This window comes from Caldimonas sp. KR1-144, from assembly GCF_049446155.1.
Classification (GTDB): Bacteria; Pseudomonadota; Gammaproteobacteria; order Burkholderiales; family Burkholderiaceae_C; genus Rivibacter.
Genome location: NZ_JBMSEE010000005.1, coordinates 243,123 through 263,485 on the forward strand (window position 1 = coordinate 243,123; position 20,363 = coordinate 263,485).

20 protein-coding genes are annotated in these 20,363 nt (G+C 69.2%); 6 read left to right on the forward strand and 14 right to left on the reverse strand.

The annotated features are described in order from the left end of the window. Positions 1-24: 24 nt before the first annotated feature. The 4 genes from ACO2TI_RS13960 to rsmI all read right to left on the reverse strand — a co-directional run bounded on the left by ACO2TI_RS13960 (position 25) and on the right by rsmI (position 4,280). Positions 25-1,143, reverse strand: a complete 1,119-nt coding sequence (locus ACO2TI_RS13960; RefSeq protein WP_423285112.1) for a 3-deoxy-7-phosphoheptulonate synthase — start codon at positions 1,141-1,143, stop codon at positions 25-27. Between the two features lie 222 nt (positions 1,144-1,365). After that, positions 1,366-1,797 (reverse strand): GNAT family N-acetyltransferase, encoded by a 432-nt coding sequence (locus ACO2TI_RS13965; RefSeq protein WP_423285114.1) that lies wholly within the window; start codon positions 1,795-1,797, stop codon positions 1,366-1,368. Further along, complete coding sequence (tldD, locus tag ACO2TI_RS13970; RefSeq protein WP_423285116.1) at positions 1,797-3,260, reverse strand: metalloprotease TldD; 1,464 nt, start codon at positions 3,258-3,260, stop codon at positions 1,797-1,799. The genes ACO2TI_RS13965 and tldD overlap by 1 nt, the downstream gene beginning before the upstream one ends. A 93-nt stretch (positions 3,261-3,353) precedes the next feature. After that, a complete protein-coding gene (gene rsmI / locus ACO2TI_RS13975) occupies positions 3,354-4,280 on the reverse strand; it encodes a 16S rRNA (cytidine(1402)-2'-O)-methyltransferase (protein ID WP_423285118.1) in 927 nt (308 codons plus the stop codon). On the opposite strand from rsmI, the gene ACO2TI_RS13980 reads away from it, so the two are divergent. From ACO2TI_RS13980 to ACO2TI_RS13990, 3 genes are all read left to right on the forward strand, one after another. Beyond that, positions 4,273-4,662 carry a YraN family protein gene (locus ACO2TI_RS13980; protein ID WP_423285120.1) on the forward strand — a complete coding sequence of 130 codons (390 nt, stop codon included), beginning with the start codon at positions 4,273-4,275 and terminating at the stop codon, positions 4,660-4,662. The two genes, rsmI and ACO2TI_RS13980, sit on opposite strands and share 8 nt — an antisense overlap. Positions 4,663-4,742: 80 nt before the next feature. After that, positions 4,743-5,339, forward strand: a complete 597-nt coding sequence (locus ACO2TI_RS13985; protein ID WP_423285122.1) for an SIS domain-containing protein — start codon at positions 4,743-4,745, stop codon at positions 5,337-5,339. Between the two features lie 8 nt (positions 5,340-5,347). Next, entirely contained in the window at positions 5,348-6,010 is a 663-nt protein-coding gene (locus ACO2TI_RS13990) for a BON domain-containing protein (RefSeq protein WP_423285123.1), read from the forward strand. Between the two features lie 107 nt (positions 6,011-6,117). On the opposite strand, the gene ACO2TI_RS13995 is transcribed toward ACO2TI_RS13990, so the two are convergent. The 4 genes from ACO2TI_RS13995 to ACO2TI_RS14010 all read right to left on the reverse strand — a co-directional run bounded on the left by ACO2TI_RS13995 (position 6,118) and on the right by ACO2TI_RS14010 (position 10,076). Next, the gene (locus tag ACO2TI_RS13995; RefSeq protein ID WP_423285125.1) at positions 6,118-7,023 is read right to left on the reverse strand and encodes an NAD(P)-dependent oxidoreductase; all 906 of its coding nucleotides are present in this window, start codon (positions 7,021-7,023) and stop codon (positions 6,118-6,120) included. Between the two features lie 84 nt (positions 7,024-7,107). Beyond that, positions 7,108-8,244: a PilT/PilU family type 4a pilus ATPase gene (locus tag ACO2TI_RS14000; RefSeq protein ID WP_423285126.1), complete on the reverse strand. Its 1,137-nt coding sequence runs from the start codon at positions 8,242-8,244 to the stop codon at positions 7,108-7,110. Positions 8,245-8,326: 82 nt separating this feature from the next. Further along, the gene (locus ACO2TI_RS14005; RefSeq protein WP_423285128.1) at positions 8,327-8,995 is read right to left on the reverse strand and encodes a cyclic nucleotide-binding domain-containing protein; all 669 of its coding nucleotides are present in this window, start codon (positions 8,993-8,995) and stop codon (positions 8,327-8,329) included. Between the two features lie 37 nt (positions 8,996-9,032). Then, positions 9,033-10,076, reverse strand: coding sequence for a type IV pilus twitching motility protein PilT (locus ACO2TI_RS14010; protein WP_423285130.1), 1,044 nt, complete (start codon positions 10,074-10,076; stop codon positions 9,033-9,035). A 54-nt stretch (positions 10,077-10,130) separates the two neighbouring features. Between ACO2TI_RS14010 and ACO2TI_RS14015 the strand changes: the two genes are divergently transcribed. Next, positions 10,131-10,832, forward strand: a complete 702-nt coding sequence (locus tag ACO2TI_RS14015) for a YggS family pyridoxal phosphate-dependent enzyme (protein WP_423285131.1) — start codon at positions 10,131-10,133, stop codon at positions 10,830-10,832. Here ACO2TI_RS14015 and ACO2TI_RS14020 read toward each other — a convergent pair. The 6 genes from ACO2TI_RS14020 to ACO2TI_RS14045 all read right to left on the reverse strand — a co-directional run bounded on the left by ACO2TI_RS14020 (position 10,810) and on the right by ACO2TI_RS14045 (position 16,229). Then, on the reverse strand, positions 10,810-11,763 hold the full coding sequence (locus ACO2TI_RS14020; protein ID WP_423285415.1) for a branched-chain amino acid ABC transporter permease: 954 nt from the start codon (positions 11,761-11,763) through the stop codon (positions 10,810-10,812). The two genes, ACO2TI_RS14015 and ACO2TI_RS14020, sit on opposite strands and share 23 nt — an antisense overlap. An 88-nt stretch (positions 11,764-11,851) precedes the next feature. Then, positions 11,852-12,739 carry a branched-chain amino acid ABC transporter permease gene (locus tag ACO2TI_RS14025; protein ID WP_423285132.1) on the reverse strand — a complete coding sequence of 296 codons (888 nt, stop codon included), beginning with the start codon at positions 12,737-12,739 and terminating at the stop codon, positions 11,852-11,854. 32 nt (positions 12,740-12,771) lie between these two features. After that, positions 12,772-13,983 carry an ABC transporter substrate-binding protein gene (locus tag ACO2TI_RS14030; protein WP_423285134.1) on the reverse strand — a complete coding sequence of 404 codons (1,212 nt, stop codon included), beginning with the start codon at positions 13,981-13,983 and terminating at the stop codon, positions 12,772-12,774. A gap of 43 nt (positions 13,984-14,026) precedes the next feature. Then, positions 14,027-14,743, reverse strand: a complete 717-nt coding sequence (locus tag ACO2TI_RS14035; protein ID WP_423285136.1) for an ABC transporter ATP-binding protein — start codon at positions 14,741-14,743, stop codon at positions 14,027-14,029. Between the two features lie 8 nt (positions 14,744-14,751). Then, a complete protein-coding gene (locus ACO2TI_RS14040) occupies positions 14,752-15,522 on the reverse strand; it encodes an ABC transporter ATP-binding protein (RefSeq protein WP_423285138.1) in 771 nt (256 codons plus the stop codon). 203 nt (positions 15,523-15,725) lie between these two features. Then, positions 15,726-16,229: an Lrp/AsnC ligand binding domain-containing protein gene (locus ACO2TI_RS14045; RefSeq protein WP_423285140.1), complete on the reverse strand. Its 504-nt coding sequence runs from the start codon at positions 16,227-16,229 to the stop codon at positions 15,726-15,728. 76 nt (positions 16,230-16,305) lie between these two features. On the opposite strand from ACO2TI_RS14045, the gene putA reads away from it, so the two are divergent. Next, entirely contained in the window at positions 16,306-19,317 is a 3,012-nt protein-coding gene (putA, locus tag ACO2TI_RS14050; protein ID WP_423285417.1) for a bifunctional proline dehydrogenase/L-glutamate gamma-semialdehyde dehydrogenase PutA, read from the forward strand. Between the two features lie 27 nt (positions 19,318-19,344). Continuing rightward, positions 19,345-20,175 carry a pyrroline-5-carboxylate reductase gene (gene proC, locus ACO2TI_RS14055; RefSeq protein ID WP_423285141.1) on the forward strand — a complete coding sequence of 277 codons (831 nt, stop codon included), beginning with the start codon at positions 19,345-19,347 and terminating at the stop codon, positions 20,173-20,175. The last annotated feature ends 188 nt before the right edge of the window (positions 20,176-20,363 follow it).

Consider the following 20,363-nt stretch of genomic DNA (forward strand, 5'->3'; position numbering starts at 1 on the left):
CGGCTCGATGGCGACCGGCCGATGCTAGCCCCGGCGTGCACGCACGGCATCCGAGAGAACGCCGAGCACGTCCAGCGAGTGCTCCCAGCCCAGGCACGCGTCGGTGATGCTGCAGCCGTACCGCAGCTGCCCCGGGTCGTCGCGGCCGGCGGTGAACTTCTGGTTGCCTTCGTGCAGGTGGCTCTCGACCATGACGCCGAAGATCTGGCGGCTGCCGCCGGCGATCTGGCGCGCGATGTCCTGCGCCACCTCGATCTGCTTGAGGTGCTGCTTGCTGCTGTTGGCGTGCGAGCAGTCGACCATCAGCGTCGGCGGCAGCTTGGCGGCAGCGAGTTCGCGGCAGGCGGTGTCGACGCTTTGCGCGTCGTAGTTGGGCGTCTTGCCGCCGCGCAGGATCACGTGGCAGTCCTGGTTGCCGTTGGTCTCGACGATCGCGACCTGGCCGTTCTTGTGCACCGACAGGAAGTGGTGCGGCTGGCTCGCCGACTGGATCGCATCGGTCGCGATCTTGATGTTGCCGTCGGTGCCGTTCTTGAAGCCGATCGGCGCCGACAGGCCCGAGGCCAGCTCGCGGTGGACCTGGCTCTCCGTGGTGCGCGCGCCGATCGCGCCCCAGCTGATCAGGTCGCCGATGTACTGCGGCGAGATCACGTCGAGGAACTCGCTGCCGGCCGGCAGGCCCAGGCGGCCGATCTCGGTGAGCAGCTGCCGCGCGATGCGCAGGCCCTCGTCGATGCGAAAGCTCTCGTCGAGGTAGGGGTCGTTGATCAGGCCCTTCCAGCCCACCGTCGTGCGCGGCTTCTCGAAGTACACGCGCATCACGATCTCGAGCGTGTCGGCATGGCGGTCGCGCTCGGCGCGCAGCCGGCGCGCGTACTCCATAGCGGCGACGGGATCGTGGATCGAGCACGGCCCGATGACCACCAGCAAGCGATCATCGCGGCCGTGGATGATGTCCTTGATGCGTCGGCGGGTCTGCACGACCAGCTCCTCGACCGGCGTGCCACGGATCGGGAAGAAGCGGATCAGGTGCTCGGGCGGCGGCAGCGGCACCACATCGACGATGCGTTCGTCGTCGGTCTGGCTGGTCTTGTCGACGGGCGGCGTCCAGCCTTCGGGCGCGGTGACGTGGGTGGCGTTCATGGCGGCGGTCTTTCTGGTGGAGCTTGCCGGCTGCTTGGGCCCGGGCGAAAAAAAACCGCCGGGCTTTGGGCCCGGCGGTTTGGGGATTCGGTCTGCGCTGCTGCTTACTTGGCTTGCACGCTGGCCTCTCCTCCGCCGGGGCGGTGCGAGAACCAAAAGTAGCCAAAAAAGTAGGCAACGAAACGCATGGCCCGGAATGTAGCACGTGGCTTGTGCGGTGCGTCAAGCCTCGTCGAGGCGCTTTTCGTAGGTGTGCTTGACGACGCCGGGCGCGAAGCCTTCGATCGAATGCACGCGGAGATAGCCGAGCCGCTCGTAGAACGGTGCGGCCTGGAAGCTGAAGGTGTCGAGGTAGATCAACCGGCAACCGCGCAAGCGGGCCTCGGCCTCGAAGGCCGCCATCACCGCGCGACCGATGCCGCGCCGGCGCTCGCTCTCGTCGACCGCGATCTGCTGCAGCTCGCAGCATTCGCCCCAGCTACGGCCGACCGCGCCGCCCAGACGCTTGCCACCTGCAGCGCTGGCCATGACGCGCAGCGGCCGCACTTGGTCGAGCGGTGCGGACGCGAGGTTGAAGCGGTGCAGCTGGTCATCGACCCAGGCCGCATCGGTCTCGCCGGCGGAGGTATCGATGCGCCAGCCGGGGTCGCGCATCAGGCGGTGCCGCCGACCGTGAGCCCGTCGATGCGCAGCGTCGGCTGACCGACGCCGACCGGCACGCTCTGGCCCTCCTTGCCGCAGGTGCCCACGCCCGTGTCGAGCTCGAGGTCGTTGCCGATCATCGTCACGCGCGTCAGCGCGTCGGGGCCGTTGCCGATGATGGTCGCACCCTTGACCGGGTACTGGACCTTGCCGTTTTCGACCCAGAACGCCTCGCTGGCCGAGAACACGAACTTGCCGCTGGTGATGTCGACCTGGCCGCCGCCGAAGTTGGTGGCGTACAAGCCGCGCTGGATCGACGCGACGATCTCGTCCTTGCTGCGCTCGCCGGCCAGCATGTAGGTGTTGGTCATGCGCGGCATCGGCAGGTGGGCGTAGCTCTCGCGGCGGCCGTTGCCGGTGGGCGCGACCTTCATCAGGCGCGCGTTCAGTGAATCCTGGATGTAGCCCTTCAGGATGCCGTCCTCGATCAGCACGTTGCGCTGGCTCGCGTGGCCCTCGTCGTCGATGTTGAGGCTGCCGCGGCGGTCGGGCAGGGTGCCGTCGTCGAGCACGGTCACGCCCTTGGCGGCCACGCGCTGGCCGATGCGGCCCGAGAACGCGCTAGAGCCCTTGCGGTTGAAGTCGCCTTCGAGGCCGTGGCCAATGGCTTCGTGCAGCAGCACGCCGGGCCAGCCCGGGCCGAGCACGACCGACATCTCGCCGGCCGGCGCGGGCCGCGACTCGAGGTTGATCAGCGCCGCGTCGACCGCCTGATCGACGTACTGCGCGATCACGCCGTCATGGAAGAAGCCCAGCCCGAAACGCCCGCCGCCGCCGCCGGTGCCCATCTCGCGGCGACCGTTCTGCTCGGCGATCACCGTCAGCGACAGGCGCACCAGCGGGCGCACGTCGGCGGCGATCGTGCCGTCGGCGCGGGCGATCAGCACGACGTCGTACTCCCCGGCCAGGCCCGCCATCACCTGCACCACGCGCGGATCCTTGGCGCGCGCCATCTTCTCGACCTTCTCGAGCAGCGCGATCTTCTGGGTCGAGTCGAGCGTCGCGATCGGGTCCATCGGCGCATAGAGCACGCGGCTGGCGGCCACGGTGGGCGCGCCGCCCACCTTGACGCGCCGGCTCTGGCCGGCCGCGGCGATCGTCCGCACGGTGCGCGCGGCGTCGAGCAGCGCGGCTTCGGAGATGTCGTCGCTGTAGGCGAAGGCGGTCTTCTCGCCGGCCACCGCGCGCACGCCCACGCCCTGGTCGATGCCGAAGCTGCCGCTCTTGACGATGCCTTCCTCCAGGCTCCAGCCCTCGCTTCGCGTGTACTGGAAGTAAAGGTCGGCGTCGTCGATGCGGTGTTCGCCGATCACGCGCAGCGCCTGCGCGAGCTTGGCTTCATCGAGCCCGAACGGGTCGAGCAGCAGGCTCTTGGCGGTGGCGAGGCGTTCGAGGGTGGGTTCGCGCGAGATCATGGCGGTCCAATCGTGCGGCAACGGGGCCGCTTCGATTCTAGGTAGCGGCCACGCGGCCGGGGGTCAAGCTTGTCGATGCCCGCGATATGGAAGTCACGCGCCTGGTGCATCGTCGCGCAGCGCCAGGGCGCGAGCGTACAGCGCATTGCGCGGCGCGCCGCTCGCCTCGGCAGCCAGTGAGACGGCCTGCTTGAGCGGCAGTTCCGCGAGCAGCACGCGCAGCAGCCGCTCGGCGGCCTCGGGCAGGGCCTCGGCGGCGTTGGCGGGCGCAGGCGCACGGGCATGCACGACCAGCACGAACTCGCCGCGGCGGCGCTGCGCATCGGCGGCCAGCCATGCGCTCAGGCCCTCGGCGGGCAGCGTGGCGATCTCCTCGAACTGCTTGGTCAGCTCCCGGCAGACCGTCACCGGCCGCACGCCGAGCGCTGCACCCAGGGCGGCGGCCAGCGCCTCGATGCGGTGCGGCGCCTCGAACAGCACGACGCTGCCGTCGTCGGCCGCGACGCGCGCCAGCGTCGCGTCGCGCTCCGCCGGCTTGCTGCCGGCGAAGCCCATGAAGCGAAAGCCTGCGCCATGCACATCGCCGGCCGCGCTGAGCGCGGTGACGACGCTGCTCGCACCCGGCAGCGGCAGCACGCGCAGGCCCGCTTGGCGTACCGCACCGACCAGGCGCGCGCCGGGATCGCTGATCGCCGGCGTGCCGGCATCACTGGCGTAGGCGATGCGCTCGCCGGCTTGCAGCCTCGCCACGACCGCGGCGGCCGCCTCGCTCTCGTTGTGCTCGTGCAGCGCGATCAAGGGCTTGGAAAGACCGAGCTGGCGCAGCAGCTGCCCCGTCACGCGGGTGTCCTCGCAGGCGACCGCATCGACCAGCCCGAGCGCATGCACCGCGCGCAGCGTCAGGTCCGCCAGGTTGCCGATCGGCGTGGCGACGACGTACAGCGTGCCTTTGGGATACTGCTGCGCGCCGGCGATCTGCTCGGCGAGGCGCTGCAGCGCGGAGGCATGGTCGATGTTCACGAGATCGGCGAAGTCGGCGACGAAGGCGCTGGGAGACGCGGGCGAGGCACAAGCCCTGGCCCATCTTCAGGCCGCCGGGCTGCGGCTGGTGGAGCGGAATTATCGAGTCGCGCGCGGCCCGGGGGCTGCGGCGGGCGAAGTCGATCTGATCCTGCGCGAGCGCGACGGCACGCTCGTGTTCGTCGAGGTGCGCGCCCGCGGCTCGTCGCGCCACGGTGGCGCGGCGGCCAGCGTCACGGCGGTCAAGCGCGCGCGCATCGTGTTCGCGGCTCGGCACTACCTGGCGCACCTCGGTGCGCCGCCGCCGTGCCGCTTCGACGTGGTCGCCATCGATGGCGAACGCATCGAATGGCTGCGCGCTGCGTTCGATGCCGACGGTTGAATCGATGGGTCGACGTCGGCAAACAATTGCTTGCGTGCCGAGGAACCGGTCCATAGAAGACCGTGTCATATGATTTCGCCATGCTCGAACAGCGTATTCAGCAACAGTTCTTCGACAGTGCCGACCTGAAATACCAGGCGGCCGAAGTGCTGGCCCGGCCGATCGCCGATGCGGCACAAGCGGTGCTCGGCTGCATCACGGCCGGCGGCAAGGTGCTCCTGTGCGGCAATGGCGCATCGGCGGCCATCGCACAGCGTTTCGCGTCGGCCTTCGTCGGCCGCTTCGAGCGCGATCGGCCCGGCCTGGCGGCGCTGGCCCTGGTGCCCGATGCCGTCGTGATGTCGGCGATCGGCAACCATCAAGGCTTCGAGCAGGTCTACGCCAAGCAGGTCCAGGCGCTCGGTAATCCGGGCGACGTGCTGATCGCGATGTCGGTCAGCGGCGAGGCCGCCAACGTGCTGGCGGCGGTCGATGCCGCGCACGACAAGGACATGACCGTGATCGCGATGACGGGCCGCGCCGGCGGCGCGTTGGCGGCGCGGCTGATCGAGACCGATGTCCATCTGTGCGTGCCGCATGAGCGTGCGGCGCGCGTCCACGAAGTCCACCTGCTGGTGCTTCACTGCCTGTGCGACGCGGTCGACGCGCAGCTGCTGGGTGACCAGGAAACCGCATGAACCTGCGCATGAACACACTCCGCCCCGCCTTCCGTTCCTCACTCGCCCGCACGGCGCTTGCCGCGGCGCTGGCCGCCACGCTGCTGGGCGCCTGCGCGCCGGTGCTGATCGGCGGTGCGGCCGTCGGCGGCGCGATGATGGCCAGCGACCGCCGTACCTCGGGCGCCCAGGTCGACGACCAAAGCATCGAGCTCAAGGCCGGCCGGCGCATCTCGGAGGCGATCGGCGATCGCGGCCACATCAACGTGACCAGCTTCAACCGCCAGGTGCTGTTGTCCGGCGAGGTGCCGAGCGAGGCCGACAAGAGCGCGGTCGAGCAGGCCGTGGCGCGCATCGAGAACGTCAGGAACGTGGTCAACGAGTTGGCGGTGATGCCCAACTCGTCGCTGGGCACGCGCTCGAACGACGCGCTGATCACCAGCAAGCTGAAGGCGACCTACGTCGACTCGCGCGACCTGTTCGCCAATGCCTACAAGGTCGTCACCGAGCGCGGCGTGGTCTACCTGATGGGTCGTGTCACCGAGCGCGAGGCCACGCGCGGCGCCAACCTGGCGCGCAACGTCAGCGGCGTGCAGAAGGTCGTGACGCTGTTCGAGATCATCAGCGAGGACGAACTCGCGCAGGTGCGCGTGATCACCGCGCCGCCGCCGGCGGCCAGCGGCCCGAAGTAGAGCCCCCACGCTCGCTGGCGCTCGCTGCCCCCCGAGGGGGCTCTTGCGGCGGACCGGCGGAGCCGGATCCGCGCAAGCTCTCGGTTGGGTGCTTGGGTGGCAGCGGGCTACTTCAGTCGTTTGATCAGGCTCGAGGTGTCGAAGCGACCGCCGCCCTGGGCCTGCACGTCGGCGTAGAACTGGTCCACCAGCGCGGTCACCGGCAGGCGTGCGCCGTTGCGCTTGGCCTCGTCGAGGCACAGGCCGAGGTCCTTGCGCATCCAGTCGACCGCGAAGCCGAAATCGAATTTGTCGTCGACCATCGTCGGGCCGCGGTTGTCCATCTGCCAGCTCTGCGCCGCGCCCTTGCCGATCACGCCGAGCACGGCCTTCATGTCCAGGCCCGCCTTCTGTCCGAAGGCGATCGCCTCCGACAGCCCCTGCACCAGCCCGGCGATGCAGATCTGGTTGACCATCTTGGCGAGCTGGCCCGAGCCCGCGGGCCCGAGCAGCGTCACGGCCTTCGCAAAGCACATCGCGATAGGCTGGATGCGCTCGAACGCGGCCGCATCTCCGCCGCACATGACCGTCAGCGCGCCGTTGATGGCGCCGAGGTTGCCGCCCGAGACCGGCGCGTCGATGAAGGCGAGGCTCTTGGCCTTCGCCGCGGCGTCGAGCTCGCGCGCGATGTCGGCGGAGGCGGTCGTGTGGTCGACGAACACGCTGCCCGCCGCCATGCCGTGGAAGGCGCCGTCTTCGCCCAGCGTCACGGCGCGCAGGTCGTCGTCGTTGCCGACGCAGGCGAACACGATCTCGGCACCGGCCGCCGCCTCGCGCGGCGTGGCGGCGGTCTTGCCGCCGTACATCTGCGCCCATTGCGCCGCCTTGGCCGCGGTGCGGTTGTAGACCGTGACCTGATGTCCGGCGCGCGTCAGATGGCCGGCCATCGGATGGCCCATCACGCCGAGGCCGAGAAAGGCGACGCGCTTCGAAGCGGCGGATGCGTAGGTCTTGGCGGCTGCGGGCGTGGTCATCGGGACTCCTTGAGGATGAGGCGCGGGCCGAAATGCAGGCGGCCCGCACTGGGCGGGCCGCATCATCGCGCAAAGGCAAAGGGCTCAGACGATCGTCAGGTGCTCGGTCCCGGCCGAGAGATCGGCATTGCGGGCGCGATTGCTGTTGAGCTTGATCTGCAGCCGCAGGTCGTTGACCGAGTCGGCGTTGCGCAGCGCGTCTTCGTAAGTGACCATCTGGCCCTCGTAGAGGTCGAACAGCGCCTGGTCGAAGGTCTGCATGCCGAGCTCGCGCGAGCGCTTCATGATCTCCTTGATCTCGCCCACCTCGCCCTTGAAGATCAGGTCCGAGATCAGCGGCGAATTGATCATGATCTCCACCGCGGCGATGCGGCCCTTGCCCTCCTGGCGCGGCAGCAGGCGCTGCGACACCAGCGCCTTGAGGTTCAGCGACAAGTCCATCAGCAGCTGCGCGCGCCGCTCCTCGGGGAAGAAGTTGATGATGCGGTCGAGCGCCTGGTTCGCGCTGTTGGCGTGCAGCGTGGCCATGCACAGGTGGCCGGTCTCGGCGAACGCGACCGCGTGCTCCATGGTCTCGCGATCGCGGATCTCGCCCATCAGGATCACGTCGGGCGCCTGGCGCAGCGTGTTCTTCAGCGCGATGCCCCAGTCGTCGGTGTCGATGCCGACCTCGCGCTGGGTGACGATGCAGTTCTTGTGCGGATGCACGAACTCCACCGGATCCTCGACCGTGATGATGTGGCCGTAGGTGTTCTCGTTGCGGTGATCCACCATCGCCGCCAACGAGGTGCTCTTGCCCGAGCCGGTGGCGCCCACGAAGATCACCAGCCCGCGCTTGGTCAGCGCCAGTTCCTTCAGCACGTTGGGCAGGCCCAGGCTGTCGACGGTGGGGATCAGCGCCGGGATCGTGCGCAGCACCAGGCCCACGTTGCCCTGCTGCATGAAGGCGTTGACGCGAAAGCGCCCGATGCCGCTGGGCGCGATCGCGAAGTTGCACTCCTTGGTGCGCTCGAACTCGGCCGCCTGCTTGTCGTTCATGATCGAGCGCGCCAGCGCGATCGTGTGCTGGCCGGTCAGCGGCTGCGGCGAGACCTTGGTGATGCGCCCGTCGACCTTCACGGCCGGCGGAAAGTCGGCGGTGAGAAAGAGATCGGAGCCGCCGCGCGTGACGAGCAGGCGCAGCAGATCGTTGATGAATTTCGAGGCCTGGTCGCGTTCCATGGTGCTGCTCTCTCTCCCCCGGGGGACTTCCGGATTCAAAGGCCGTGCCCGTTCGCCGTTCGATATGCCGATGATGCCCGCTTCAGCCGCCCGACAACAGGGCCGACAGGCGGGACGAAACCTGGCGCAGCCGCAGCGACAGCCGCCGCGCCAGCGTGGCCACCAGGGCCAGCGCGAGGCGCGGCTCGCTGGCGACGAGCCGGTCGAGCCGCTCGGCATCGAGCACGGCGATCACGCTGGGCGTGAGCGTCGTGCAGGCCGAGAAGCGGGCGCCTGCGTCCAGCAGCGACATCTCGCCCAGCATGTCACCGGCACGCGCCTCCGCCAGGCGCGCGCGACCGCCCCAGGGCTGCAGGCGGTCGACCGCCAGCGTGCCGTCGAGCACGATGACGAGGTAGTCGCCCTGCTCGTCCTGCCCGATGACCTCCTGGCCCTCGGGCACGGTGACGAAGTCGAACTGCTCGGCCATGCGGTCGAGTTCGGCGGTGTCGAGCGCGACCACGTGGCGGTCGGCAGCCCACAGCCGCGCCAGCATCTGGCTGCCCTGGCGGCTGTCGAAGGGTTGTACGCCGATGGCGCGGGCGCGCGTGCGCCAGGCGACGAGCTGCGGCGCGTCATCGCCGCGCTCGAGAAACATGGTCGAGAAGAAGCCGGAGTCCTCGTCGTCGCCGTCCGCGGCATTCGGCACCGCGGCTGTCGGCTGCTGGCGCGCCGCGCCGGTGCCGGTCAGTCGCTTGAGGAGGCTCTTCACGGCGTGGTCTGGCGCGGCTCGGCGGCGGTGTGGCCGCTCAGCCGGGGAAGTTCTCCGGCGACTTGGCCTTGCCGCGCGCCTCGGCGGGCGTGATCACGTTGCGCCGCACGAGGTCGGCCAGGCATTGGTCGAGCGTCTGCATGCCCACCGAGTTGCCGGTCTGGATCGACGAGTACATCTGCGCGACCTTGTTCTCGCGGATCAGGTTGCGGATCGCCGGGGTGCCCAGCATGATCTCGTGCGCCGCGACGCGCCCGGTGCCGTCCTTGAGCTTGCACAGCGTCTGCGAGATCACCGCGACCAGCGACTCGGAAAGCATCGCGCGCACCATCTCCTTCTCGGCTGCCGGGAACACGTCGACCACGCGGTCGATGGTCTTGGCGGCGCTCGAGGTGTGCAGCGTGCCGAACACCAGGTGGCCGGTCTCGGCCGCGGTCAGCGCGAGGCGGATGGTCTCCAGGTCGCGCATTTCGCCCACCAGGATGGCGTCGGGATCCTCGCGCAGCGCCGAGCGCAGCGCGTTCGAGAAGCTCAGCGTGTGCGGGCCGACCTCGCGCTGGTTGATCAGGCAGCGCTTCGACTCGTGCACGAACTCGATCGGGTCCTCGACGGTGAGGATGTGGCCGTACTCGTTCTCGTTGAGGTGGTTGACCATGCCGGCGAGCGTGGTCGACTTGCCCGAGCCCGTGGGGCCGGTCACCAGCACCAGGCCGCGCGGCTTGAGCGACAGCTCGGCGAACACCTTGGGCGCGTTGAGCTGCTCGAGCGTGAGGATCTTGCTCGGAATCGTGCGGAACACCGCGCCTGCGCCGCGGTTCTGGTTGAACGCGTTGACGCGAAAGCGCGCCAAGCCCTGGATCTCGAACGAGAAGTCGCATTCGAGCGTCTCCTCGTAGGCCTTGCGCTGCGCGTCGTTCATGATGTCGTAGACCATGTCGTGCACGTTCTTGTGCTCGAGCGGGTCCACGTTGATGCGGCGCACGTCGCCATGCACGCGGATCATCGGCGGCAGGCCAGCGGACAAGTGCAGGTCGGATGCCTTGTTCTTGACCGAGAAGGCCAGCAGTTGGGTGATGTCCATGTGCGCCCTGCCGCACCGGCGGCACGGCTAAAAACATCGAAGATTCAAAGAATTATGACGACGATCTCAGACAACTTACAACAAGTCCACCATCGCATCGAGCGGGCCTGTGCACTCGCGCAACGGCCCGTGACCGAGGTCACGTTGCTGGCGGTCAGCAAAACCTTCAACCGTGAAGCGGTGCGCGCCGCATTGGCCGCGGGGCAACGCGCCTTCGGCGAGAACTATGTCCAGGAGGGCCTGGACAAGATTGCCGCGCTGGCCGACCGCCGCGGCGAGCTCGAATGGCACCTGATCGGGCCGCTGCAGAGCAACAAGACGCGCGTGGTGGCCGAGGCCTTCGACTGGGTGCAGTCGGTTGACCGGCTCAAGATCGCCGAGCGGCTGTCGGCCCAGCGTCCTGCCCACCTGCCGCCGCTGAACGTGTGCCTGCAGGTCAACATCAGCGGCGAGGCCAGCAAGAGCGGCGTTGCGCCGGCCGAAGCGTCCGCGCTGGCGCATGCGGTGGCCGCGCTGCCGCGACTGCGCTTGCGCGGCCTGATGGCGATTCCCGAACCCGAGGGCGAGCTCGATGCGCAACGCGCTGCGCACCGCGCGCTGCGCGCGCTCTACGACGCGCTGCGCGCCGAGGGGCTGGCGCTGGACACGCTGTCGGCCGGCATGAGCGCCGACCTGGAGGCCGCGGTGATGGAGGGCTCGACGATGGTGCGCGTGGGCACCGCGATCTTCGGCCTCAGGCCGCGCGCTTCGATTTGAGCCGCTCGATCAGCGCAATCAGCTCGCCGACCACGCCGCGGCGGAACGCCAGCACGCAGACGATGAAGATCAGGCCGGTGACGATGGTCACCGACTCGCCCAGGCCGTTGAACCAGCCGATGCCGGTCAGACTGGCCAGTGCGGTTCCCACGTCGCCGATCTTGTTCTCGAGCGCGATGATGATCAGCGCGCCGACGATCGGGCCGACCATCGTGCCCATGCCGCCGACCAGGGTCATCAGGATCACGGCGCCGGAGGTCGTCCACACCGCGTCGGTCAGCGTCGCGAAGCCCAGCACCAGCGTCTTGGTCGCGCCGGCCAGGCCGGCCAGCATGGCCGACAGCACGAAGGCCACGAGCTTGAAGCGCTCGACGTCGTAGCCCAGCGAGATCGCGCGCGCCTCGTTCTCGCGGATCGAGGTCAGCACTTGGCCGAACGGCGAGTGCACCGTGCGGTAGATCAGCCAGAACGCGGCGATGAAGATGCCCAGCACCACGTAGTACAGCGTCAGGTCGCTTTGCAGGTCCAACCCGAGGAAGCTGCCGCGCGGCACCGACTGCAGTCCGTCCTCACCGCCGGTGAAGCTCGCCTGCAGGAAGAAGAAGAAGAGCATCTGCGCCAGCGCCAGCGTGATCATCGAGAAGTAGATGCCGCTGCGGCGGATCGCCAGCCAGCCGATCACCAGGCCGGCCAGCGCCGCCATGCCGGCTCCGAAGGCCAGGCCCAGCGGCGCGGGCAGGCTCCAGACCTTGAGCGCATGACCGGCCGCGTAGGCCGCGGTGCCGAGAAAGGCCGCATGGCCGAACGACAGCAGGCCGGTGAAGCCGATCAGCAGGTTGAAGGCGCACGCGAAGAGCGCGTAGCACAGCACCTTCATCACGAAGATCGGATACGCGCCCAGCAGCGGCAGCACGGCAATGGCCGCGAACATCGCCGCGTAGCCGAGCAGCGGCGAACGCTTGGCGGCAGGCGCCGCGGCGGCGGCAACGGGAGTGGAGGAGGTGGCGCTGCTCATCGGATCACTTCTCTTTGCCGAACAGGCCGGCCGGACGCACCAGCAGCACGATCGCCATCACGACGAACACGACCGTGCTCGACGCTTCGGGGTAGAACACCTTGGTCAGGCCCTCGATCACGCCGAGCCCCAGGCCGGTGAGGATCGAGCCCAGGATCGAGCCCATGCCGCCGATCACCACCACCGCGAACACCACGATGATCAGGTTGCTGCCCATCAGCGGCGAGACCTGCAGCACCGGCGCCGCCAGCACGCCGGCAAACGCGGCGAGCGCCACGCCGCCAGCGTAGGTCAGCGTGATCATGCGCGGCACGTTGATGCCGAAGGCCTGCACCAGGCGCGGGTTCTCGGTGCCGGCGCGCAGCGTTGCGCCCAGCGAGGTCTTCTCGATCAGCGCCCACACCGCCAGGCACACGACCACCGAGGCGACGACGACCCAGCCGCGGTAGTTCGGCAGGATCATGAAGCCGAGGTTGGTGGCGCCTTGCAGCGCGTCGGGCACCGGGTAGGGCTGGCCCGAGACGCCGTAGAACGAGCGGAAGATGCCCTCGGTGACCAGCGTGATGCCGAAGGTCAGCAAGAGGCCGTACAAGTGGTCGAGCTTGTAGAGCCACTGCAGCAGCAGCCGCTCGATGACGATGCCCACCACGCCCACGACCAGCGGCGCCAGCACGAGCATCGTCCAGTAATTGAGGCCCATGTACTCCAGGCCCATCCAGGCCAGGAAGGCGCCCATCATGTAGAGGGCGCCATGGGCGAAGTTGATGATGTTGAGCATGCCGAAGATCACGGCCAGCCCCAGCGACAGCATCGCGTAGAACGAACCGTTCACCAGGCCCAGCAGCAGCTGGCCCAGCAGCGCGGGCAGCGGGATTCCGAAGATCTCGGTCATGCTCTTGTTGCTCTTTTCAGTCGCGGATCAGATCACTTTTTGACCAGCGGGCACTTGCTGTCGGCCAGCTTCGTGTAGGCCTCGTCGGCCGGAATTTTCTGGACGATCTTGTAGTAGTCCCAGGGCTCGGTCGATTCCTTCTGCGACTTCACCTGCATCAGGTACATGTCGTAGCGATGGCGACCGTCCGGGCCGATCTTGCCGCCCTTGGCGAAGAAGTCGTTGACCGGCGTGGCCTTCATCTGCGCGACGACCTTGTCGGCGTCGTCGGTCTTGGCGGCCTCGACCGCCTTGAGGTAGTGCGCGACGGAGGAGTAGTCGGCGGCCTGCAGCATCGAGGGCATGCGCTTCATCTTCTCGAAGAAGCGGCGGCTCCAGGCGCGCGACTCGGGGCTCTGGTTCCAGTACCAGCCGTCGGTCAGGTACATGCCTTCGGTGGCCTTCAGGCCCAGCGAGTGCACGTCGTTGATGAACATCAGCAGGCCGGCCAGCTTCATCGACTTGGTGATGCCGAACTCGTTGGCGGCCTTGATCGAGTTGATCGTGTCGCCGCCCGCGTTCGCGAGGCCGAGGATCTGCGCCTTGCTCGACTGCGCCTGCAGCAAGAAGGAGCTGAAGTCGCTGGCCGACAGCGGGTGCTTGACCGAACCGACGATCGTGCCGCCGGCCTTCTTGACGACCTCGGAGGTGTCGTTCTGCAGCGAGGCGCCGAAGGCGTAGTCGGCGGTCAGGAAGTACCAGGTCTTGCCGCCCGACTTCACGACCGCATTGCCGGTGCCGTTGGCCAGCGCGACGGTGTCGTAGGCGTAGTGGATCGTGTAGGGCGTGCAGTCCTCGTTGGTCAGGCGCGCGCTGGCGGCGCCGACCGAGATGAAGGGCTTCTTCTTCTCGGCCGCGATCTTGGCCATCGCGAGGTTGGCGCCCGAGTTGGTGCCGCCGATCAGTACGTCGACGCCCTGCGTGTCGAACCACTCGCGCGCCTTGCTGGCGGCCACGTCGGCCTTGTTCTGGTGGTCGGCGGTGATGAACTCGATCTTCTTGCCGGCCGCCATGCCCTTGGCATCGGCGATCGCCATCTTGATGGCCTCGGCACCGCCGGCGCCGTCGATGTCGGCGTACAGGCCCGACATGTCGGTGATCATGCCGATCTTCACGACGTCACCGGAGATCTGGGCGTGGGCAGCGCCGGCGAAGCCGCACACGGCGGCGGCGGCGAAGGCGATGCGCTTCAGAGCATGGGGCATGAGGGTCTCCTGGAGGGGCTTCTAGCCTCGTTGATGGCTCAGTTCAGACGCTGAGCAGTTCGTCCAGCACGGCCTGTTTGGCGGCGAGCTGCGATGCGGGGAAGGACTCGACGACATGGCCGTGCTCGATCACGTAGAAGTGATCGGCCAGCGGCGCCGCGAAGCGGAAGTTCTGCTCGACCATCACGATGGTGAAGCCCTGCGCCTTGAGCGCGGTGATCATGCGCGCGAGCGCCTGCACGATCACCGGCGCGAGGCCTTCGGAGATCTCGTCGAGCAGCAGGATGTCGGCGCCGGTGCGCAGGATGCGCGCCACCGCCAGCATCTGCTGCTCGCCGCCCGACAGCCGCGTGCCCTGGCTCGAGCGGCGCTCGGCCAGGTTGGGGAACATCGCGTAGATCTCGCTCTCGCTCATCGCCTTGCCGCGCTGAGCCTTCAGCGGCGGTGGCAGGCGCAGGTTCTCCTCGGTCGACAGCGACGCGAAGATGCCGCGCTCCTCGGGGCAGTAGCCGATGCCGAGGTGGGCGATGCGATGCGTGGCGAGATCGATGGCCTCGGTGCCGTGCACCTTGATCGAGCCCTTGCGCGCGCCGGTCAGGCCCATGATGGCGCGCAGCGTCGTCGTGCGCCCGGCGCCGTTGCGGCCCAGCAGTGTGACCACCGAGCCGCGCGGCACGGTGAGGTTGATGCCGTGCAGGATGTGGCTCTCGCCGTACCAGGCCTGCAGGTCGCGGATCTCGAGGGCGGGGACGTCGCTCATGTTCTTCTTCAGTGCGCGCCTTGCAGCTCGGCGGCCTCGCTGCCCATGTAGGCCTCGAGCACCGCGGGGTGCTTGCTCACGGTCGTGTAGTCGCCCTCGGCCAGCACCGCGCCGCGCGCCAGCACGGTGATGCGGTCGGCGATCGTCGAGACGACCTTCATGTTGTGCTCGACCATCAGCACGGTGCGGCCCTCGGCCACGCGCTTGATCAGCTTGGTGACGCGGTCCACGTCTTCGTGGCCCATGCCCTGCGTGGGCTCGTCGAGCAGCATCAGCTCGGGCTCCATCGCCATCGTCGTGGCGATCTCGAGCGCGCGCTTGCGGCCGTAGGGCAGGTCGGCGGCCTTCACGGCAGCCATCTCGCGCAGGTCGACCAGCTCCAGCAGGGCGAGCACCTTGGCATCGAGCTGCTGCAAGGCGGTCAGCCCCTTCCAGAAGTGGAACGAGGTGCCGGTGAAGCGCTGCAGCCCGATGCGCACGTTCTCCAGCACCGTGAGGTGCGGGAACACCGCCGAGATCTGGAACGAGCGGATCACGCCGCGCCGCGCGATCTGCGCCGGCTTCTCGCCGGTGATGTCGTGCCCGTTGAAGAGGATCTGCCCGCGCGTCGGCGCGAGGAACTTGGTCAGCAGGTTGAAGCAGGTGGTCTTGCCGGCGCCGTTGGGGCCGATCAGCGCGTGGATGTGACCACGCTGCACCGACAGGTTCACGCGGTCCACGGCCGTGAAGCCCTTGAACTCCTTCGTGAGATCGCGCGTTTCAAGAATGACGTCGGCCATGCCCATTGCTTCTGAAGAAGACGAGCAATGTAAGCAGCGGTGCTGCACCGCAGTAGGCAGGGATCACCCTAGGTGAAGCTACTTAGCCCCACGCTCGCTTGCGCTCGCTGCCCCCGAGGGGCCCTTGCTGCGGACCGGCAAAGCCGGATCCGCGCAAGCTCTCGGAACCCATTCGTGGCGCGCGCGTGTTTGCGATGGGTTGGCTATGGGATGGGCAGGTGCGTGGTGTGCTTAATCTCTTCCATCACCGCATAGGTATGCGTCTCGCGCACGCCCGGCAGCGTCCACAGCGTGCTGCCGATCAGCTGCCGGTAGTCGTTCATGTCGGCGACGCGGATCTTGATCAGGTAGTCGAAGCCGCCGGCCACGAGGTGGCATTCGAGGATCTCGGGGCGAGCCTGCACCGCGGCGCGGAAGTTGTCGAAGACGTCGGGCGTGGTGCGGTCGAGCAGCACCTGCACGAAGACCAGCAGTCCGGCGCCGAGCCGCTCGGGGTTCAGGCGCGCTTCGTAGCCGAGGATGACGCCGTCGCGTGTCAGGCGCTTGACGCGCTCGAGCGCCGCCGTGGGCGACAGGTGCACCTCCTGCGCGAGCTGCAGATTGGTCATGCGGCCGTCGCGCTGCAGCGCGCGCAGGATGCGCAGGTCGGTGCGGTCCAGGCCCTCGAGCTCGGTCTCGGTGCTGGATTTTGTGCGGCTGACTGACATCTTGTTGGTGAAAAGTTCGGATGAACTGCCGATACGCTAACGCAATTCACAGATCCGCGAGTTCCCCATGAACCCGATGCCGACCCCGTCCCAAGGTCCCGACAGCGCCCGTCTGCCGTCGCCGCTGCGCCCCGAGCTCGAAGCGCTGGCCGCCGCGCGCGACCATCTCGGCGCCGGCTTCGACTGGCGCGGCGTGCAGGAGCGTGCGCGTCCCTGGGTCGAGGCGGTGCGTTCGCAGCCGGCGCCGTTCTGGGCGATGGAGTCGCTGCTGCGCGAGTTCCCGATCTCCAGCGCCGAAGGGCTTGCGCTGATGCGCCTGGCCGAGGCGCTGCTGCGCGTGCCCGACACGCAGACCGCGGTCGCGCTCACGGCCGACCAGCTCGGCCGCGCCGAATTCGCCGGCGGCGGCGAAGGTCCGCACAAGCTGGTGGCCAGCCTGTCGGCCAGCGCGATCGCGCTGTCGAAGAAGTTCCTGCCTGAAGCCGGGAACGAGCCCGGCCTGATGCAGCGCCTCGGCGCGCAGACCGTCGTGGCGGCCACCGTGCGCGCGATCCAGCTGCTGGGCCGCCAGTTCGTGCTCGGCGAGACGCTGCAGGCCGCAATGAAGGAAGCCGCCGCGCAGCGCAAGTCGCAGCCGACGCTGCGCTTCAGCTACGACATGCTCGGCGAGGGCGCGCGCACCGACGCCGACGCGCGGCGCTACCTGGCCGCCTATGCCGACGCGATCCGCCAGCTGGCCGACCAGCCGCGCACTGCCGGCGCCGGCCCCGAGGACACCGACGGCATCTCGATCAAGCTCTCGGCGCTGTTCGCGCGCTACGAAGACGCGCAGCACGCGCGCGTGATGAACGAGCTGGTGCCGCGCGTGATCCCGCTGGTCGACGCCGCCGCGAAGGCCGACATCAACCTCACGATCGACGCCGAGGAAAGCGAGCGCCTCGAACTCTCGCTCGACGTACTGGACGCGCTGGCCGCGCACGTCGCGCGGGTCCATCCGCAGTGGCGCGGCTTCGGCCTCGCGGTGCAGGCCTACCAGACGCGTTCGCTGGCGGTGGTGCACGAGGTCGCGCGCATTGCCAAGTCGCACGGCCTGCGCTTCATGGTGCGCCTGGTCAAGGGCGCCTACTGGGATGCCGAGATCAAGCGCGCACAGGAGCTCGGGCTGCCGCACTACCCGGTGTGGACGCACAAGCACCACACCGACCTCGCCTACCTGGCCTGCGCCAAGGCGCTGATCGACCACGCCGACGTGATCTATCCGCAGTTCGCGACGCACAACGCCGGCACGATCGCGGCGATCGCGCAGATGGCGACCGCGCGTGGCGCCAAGTGCGAGATGCAGCGTCTGCACGGCATGGGCGAGGGGGTCTACCGCGAGGTGCTGGCCCGCGCCGGCCTGCCGCTGCGCGTCTACGCGCCGGTCGGCGAGCATCGCGACCTGCTGGCCTATCTGGTGCGCCGCCTGCTCGAGAACGGCGCGAACTCCTCGTTCGTGCACCAGCTGGCCGACCCGAGCGTCGATCCCGACACGCTGCTCGCGTCGCCGCTGGAGCCTGCCCCGGCGAGCGGCCAGCCGCTGCCGCCCGAGCTCTACGGCGCCGGCCGTCGCAACTCGCGCGGCGTCGATCTCGCGGTGATCGCCGAGCGCGAGCCGCTGCTCGCGGCCCATGCGCGCCTCGAAGCCGTGCCGGCCGTGCCGCAGGCGACGACGGCCGAGGCCCAGGCGGCGATGCAGCGGCTCGACGCCGCCTGGCCGGCCTGGAACGCGAGGCCGGTGGCCGAGCGCGCCGCGGTGCTGCAGCGCGCCGCCGATGCGCTCGAGGCCGAGCTGCCGGCGTTTTGCGCGCTGCTGGTCAAGGAAGCCCACAAGACCTGGGGCGATGCGGTCGCCGAGGTGCGCGAGGCGGTCGACTTCTGCCGCTACTACGCCCACGAGGCTCAGGCCAACCTGCAGCCGCGCGCGCTGCCTGGCCCCACGGGCGAGCGCAACACGCTGCACCTGCATGGCCGCGGCGCCTTCGTCTGCATCAGCCCGTGGAACTTCCCGCTGGCGATCTTTGCCGGCCAGGTGGTCGCCGCGCTCGTGACCGGCAACACCGTCGCGGCCAAGCCGGCCGAGCAGACGCCGGCGGTGGCGCAGCGCTTCGTCGAGCTGCTGCATGCGGCGGGCCTGCCGCGCGACGCGCTGGTGCTGCTGCACGGACCCGGCGAGACGATCGGCGCCGCGCTGGTCGGGCATCCGCTCACCGCGGGCGTGTGCTTCACCGGCTCGACCGCGGTCGCCAAGCTGATCCAGCGCACGCTGGCGGCCAAGGACGGCGCGATCGTGCCGCTGATCGCCGAGACCGGTGGCCTCAACGCGATGATCGTCGACAGCTCGGCGCTGCCCGAGCAGGTGGCTGACGCGGTGGTGCAAAGCGCGTTCCGCTCGGCCGGCCAGCGCTGCTCGGCGCTGCGCCTGCTGTGCGTGCACGAAGGCATCGCCGACGGCCTCCTGAAGATGCTGGCCGGCGCGATCGAGGAGCTCGCGATCGGCGATCCGTCGAAGCTGGCCACCGATGTCGGCCCGGTGATCGATGCCGAGGCGCACGCCAACCTTTCGCGCCACGTCGTGCGGCTCGAGCGCGAAGCCAAGCGCATCGCGCGCGGCGACGCGCCGGCCGCGGGCCACTTCATCGCGCCGTCGATCTACGAGCTCGGCAGCGTGGCCGAACTGAAGGAAGAGGTGTTCGGCCCGGTGCTGCACGTCGTGCGCTGGGGCCCCGGCACCGCGGCGCCGGATGTCGAGTCGCTGGTCGGGCAGATCAATGCGCTGGGCTATGGCCTCACGCTGGGCGTGCAGACGCGAATCGACACGCGCGCGCAGCGCGTCGCCTCGCTGGCGCGCATCGGCAACGTCTACGTCAACCGCAACATGATCGGCGCGGTGGTCGGCGTGCAGCCCTTCGGCGGCGAGGGCCTGTCGGGCACCGGCCCGAAGGCGGGCGGTCCGCTTTATCTCTACCGTTTCTGCGGCGAGCAGACCGTGACGGTGAACACCGCGGCTGCGGGAGGCAACGCCGAGTTGCTGGCAGGGATGGCGCACTGAAGGCGCGGCTGGCCTAGACTGCCGCGCATGAGTGCCGCAGACCCGAAGACTCCTCCCGTCATCGCCTTCATCGGCGGCGGCAACATGGCCGGCGCGCTGATCGGCGGCCTGCGCAAGAGCGGCCATCCGGCGGCATCGATCCGTGTCGTCGAACCCTGGGACGAGCAGCGCGCGCGGCTCGCGGAGCAGTTCGGCGTCGATGCGAAGCCGGCGCCGGACGACTCGCTCGCCGGCGCGGCAATGCTGGTGTGGGCCGTCAAGCCGCAAAGCTTTGGCGAAGCCGCTGCGGCCTGCGCGGCGCATGCTTCGAACGCGCTGCACCTGAGTGTGATGGCCGGCATCCGCAGCGACGCGATCGCGCGCGCGATGCGCACCGAGCGCGTGGTGCGCTCGATGCCCAACACGCCGGCGCTGATCGGCCAGGGCATCGCCGGGCTGTATGCGCGCCCGGCCGTCACGGCCGCAGAGCGCGGCGACGTGGAGCGCCTGCTCGCACCGACCGGGCAGACGCTGTGGGTCGAGCGCGAGGACGATCTCGACGCGGTGACCGCGCTGTCGGGCTCGGGCCCGGCCTACGTGTTCTATTTCATCGAGGCGATGACCGAAGCCGCGCGCGAGATGGGCCTGAGCGAAGCGCAGGGCCGCGCGCTGGCGATGCAGACCTTTGCCGGCGCGACCGCGCTGGCGCAGCAGTCGAGCGAGCCGCCGGCGGTGCTGCGCGAGCGCGTCACGTCCAAGGGCGGCACCACGTTCGCCGCGCTCGAGTCGATGCGCGAGGCCGGCGTGCGCGAGGCCATCGTGCGCGCGATCCGGGCCGCGCAGCGGCGCGCCGCCGAACTCGGGGCCACTTTCGGCTGAGCAGGCTTGCGGTCCAGGGAAAGCACGGAGCCTTGGATGAAGACGCTGCAACGCCCCATGCACAAGTCGCATCGACGACGACGGTGCGCGCCTCTACAGTGCGCGCACCCGTGACCGGCCCCCTCGCGACGCGCGAACCCGCCGGTCGCAGGCCCCGGCCCCACGAGGGCCGATCTCACCAGGAAATC

Excerpts from the sequence above, each read along its gene's own strand:
- ACO2TI_RS13965 (WP_423285114.1), bottom strand. The coding sequence starts at position 1,797 with ATGCGCGACCCCGGCTGGCGCATCGATACCTCCGCCGGCGAGACCGAT.
- ACO2TI_RS14045 (WP_423285140.1), bottom strand. The coding sequence starts at position 16,229 with ATGTCAGTCAGCCGCACAAAATCCAGCACCGAGACCGAGCTCGAGGGC.
- ACO2TI_RS14040 (WP_423285138.1), bottom strand. The coding sequence starts at position 15,522 with ATGGCCGACGTCATTCTTGAAACGCGCGATCTCACGAAGGAGTTCAAG.
- ACO2TI_RS13960 (WP_423285112.1), bottom strand. The coding sequence starts at position 1,143 with ATGAACGCCACCCACGTCACCGCGCCCGAAGGCTGGACGCCGCCCGTC.
- ACO2TI_RS14030 (WP_423285134.1), bottom strand. The coding sequence starts at position 13,983 with ATGCCCCATGCTCTGAAGCGCATCGCCTTCGCCGCCGCCGCCGTGTGC.
- ACO2TI_RS14025 (WP_423285132.1), bottom strand. The coding sequence starts at position 12,739 with ATGACCGAGATCTTCGGAATCCCGCTGCCCGCGCTGCTGGGCCAGCTG.
- ACO2TI_RS14035 (WP_423285136.1), bottom strand. The coding sequence starts at position 14,743 with ATGAGCGACGTCCCCGCCCTCGAGATCCGCGACCTGCAGGCCTGGTAC.
- ACO2TI_RS13995 (WP_423285125.1), bottom strand. The coding sequence starts at position 7,023 with ATGACCACGCCCGCAGCCGCCAAGACCTACGCATCCGCCGCTTCGAAG.
- tldD (WP_423285116.1), bottom strand. The coding sequence starts at position 3,260 with ATGATCTCGCGCGAACCCACCCTCGAACGCCTCGCCACCGCCAAGAGC.
- ACO2TI_RS14000 (WP_423285126.1), bottom strand. The coding sequence starts at position 8,244 with ATGGAACGCGACCAGGCCTCGAAATTCATCAACGATCTGCTGCGCCTG.
- ACO2TI_RS13980 (WP_423285120.1), top strand. The coding sequence starts at position 4,273 with ATGTTCACGAGATCGGCGAAGTCGGCGACGAAGGCGCTGGGAGACGCG.
- proC (WP_423285141.1), top strand. The coding sequence starts at position 19,345 with ATGAGTGCCGCAGACCCGAAGACTCCTCCCGTCATCGCCTTCATCGGC.
- putA (WP_423285417.1), top strand. The coding sequence starts at position 16,306 with ATGCCGACCCCGTCCCAAGGTCCCGACAGCGCCCGTCTGCCGTCGCCG.
- ACO2TI_RS14015 (WP_423285131.1), top strand. The coding sequence starts at position 10,131 with ATGACGACGATCTCAGACAACTTACAACAAGTCCACCATCGCATCGAG.
- ACO2TI_RS14010 (WP_423285130.1), bottom strand. The coding sequence starts at position 10,076 with ATGGACATCACCCAACTGCTGGCCTTCTCGGTCAAGAACAAGGCATCC.
- ACO2TI_RS13985 (WP_423285122.1), top strand. The coding sequence starts at position 4,743 with ATGCTCGAACAGCGTATTCAGCAACAGTTCTTCGACAGTGCCGACCTG.
- ACO2TI_RS13990 (WP_423285123.1), top strand. The coding sequence starts at position 5,348 with ATGAACACACTCCGCCCCGCCTTCCGTTCCTCACTCGCCCGCACGGCG.
- ACO2TI_RS14020 (WP_423285415.1), bottom strand. The coding sequence starts at position 11,763 with ATGTTCGCGGCCATTGCCGTGCTGCCGCTGCTGGGCGCGTATCCGATC.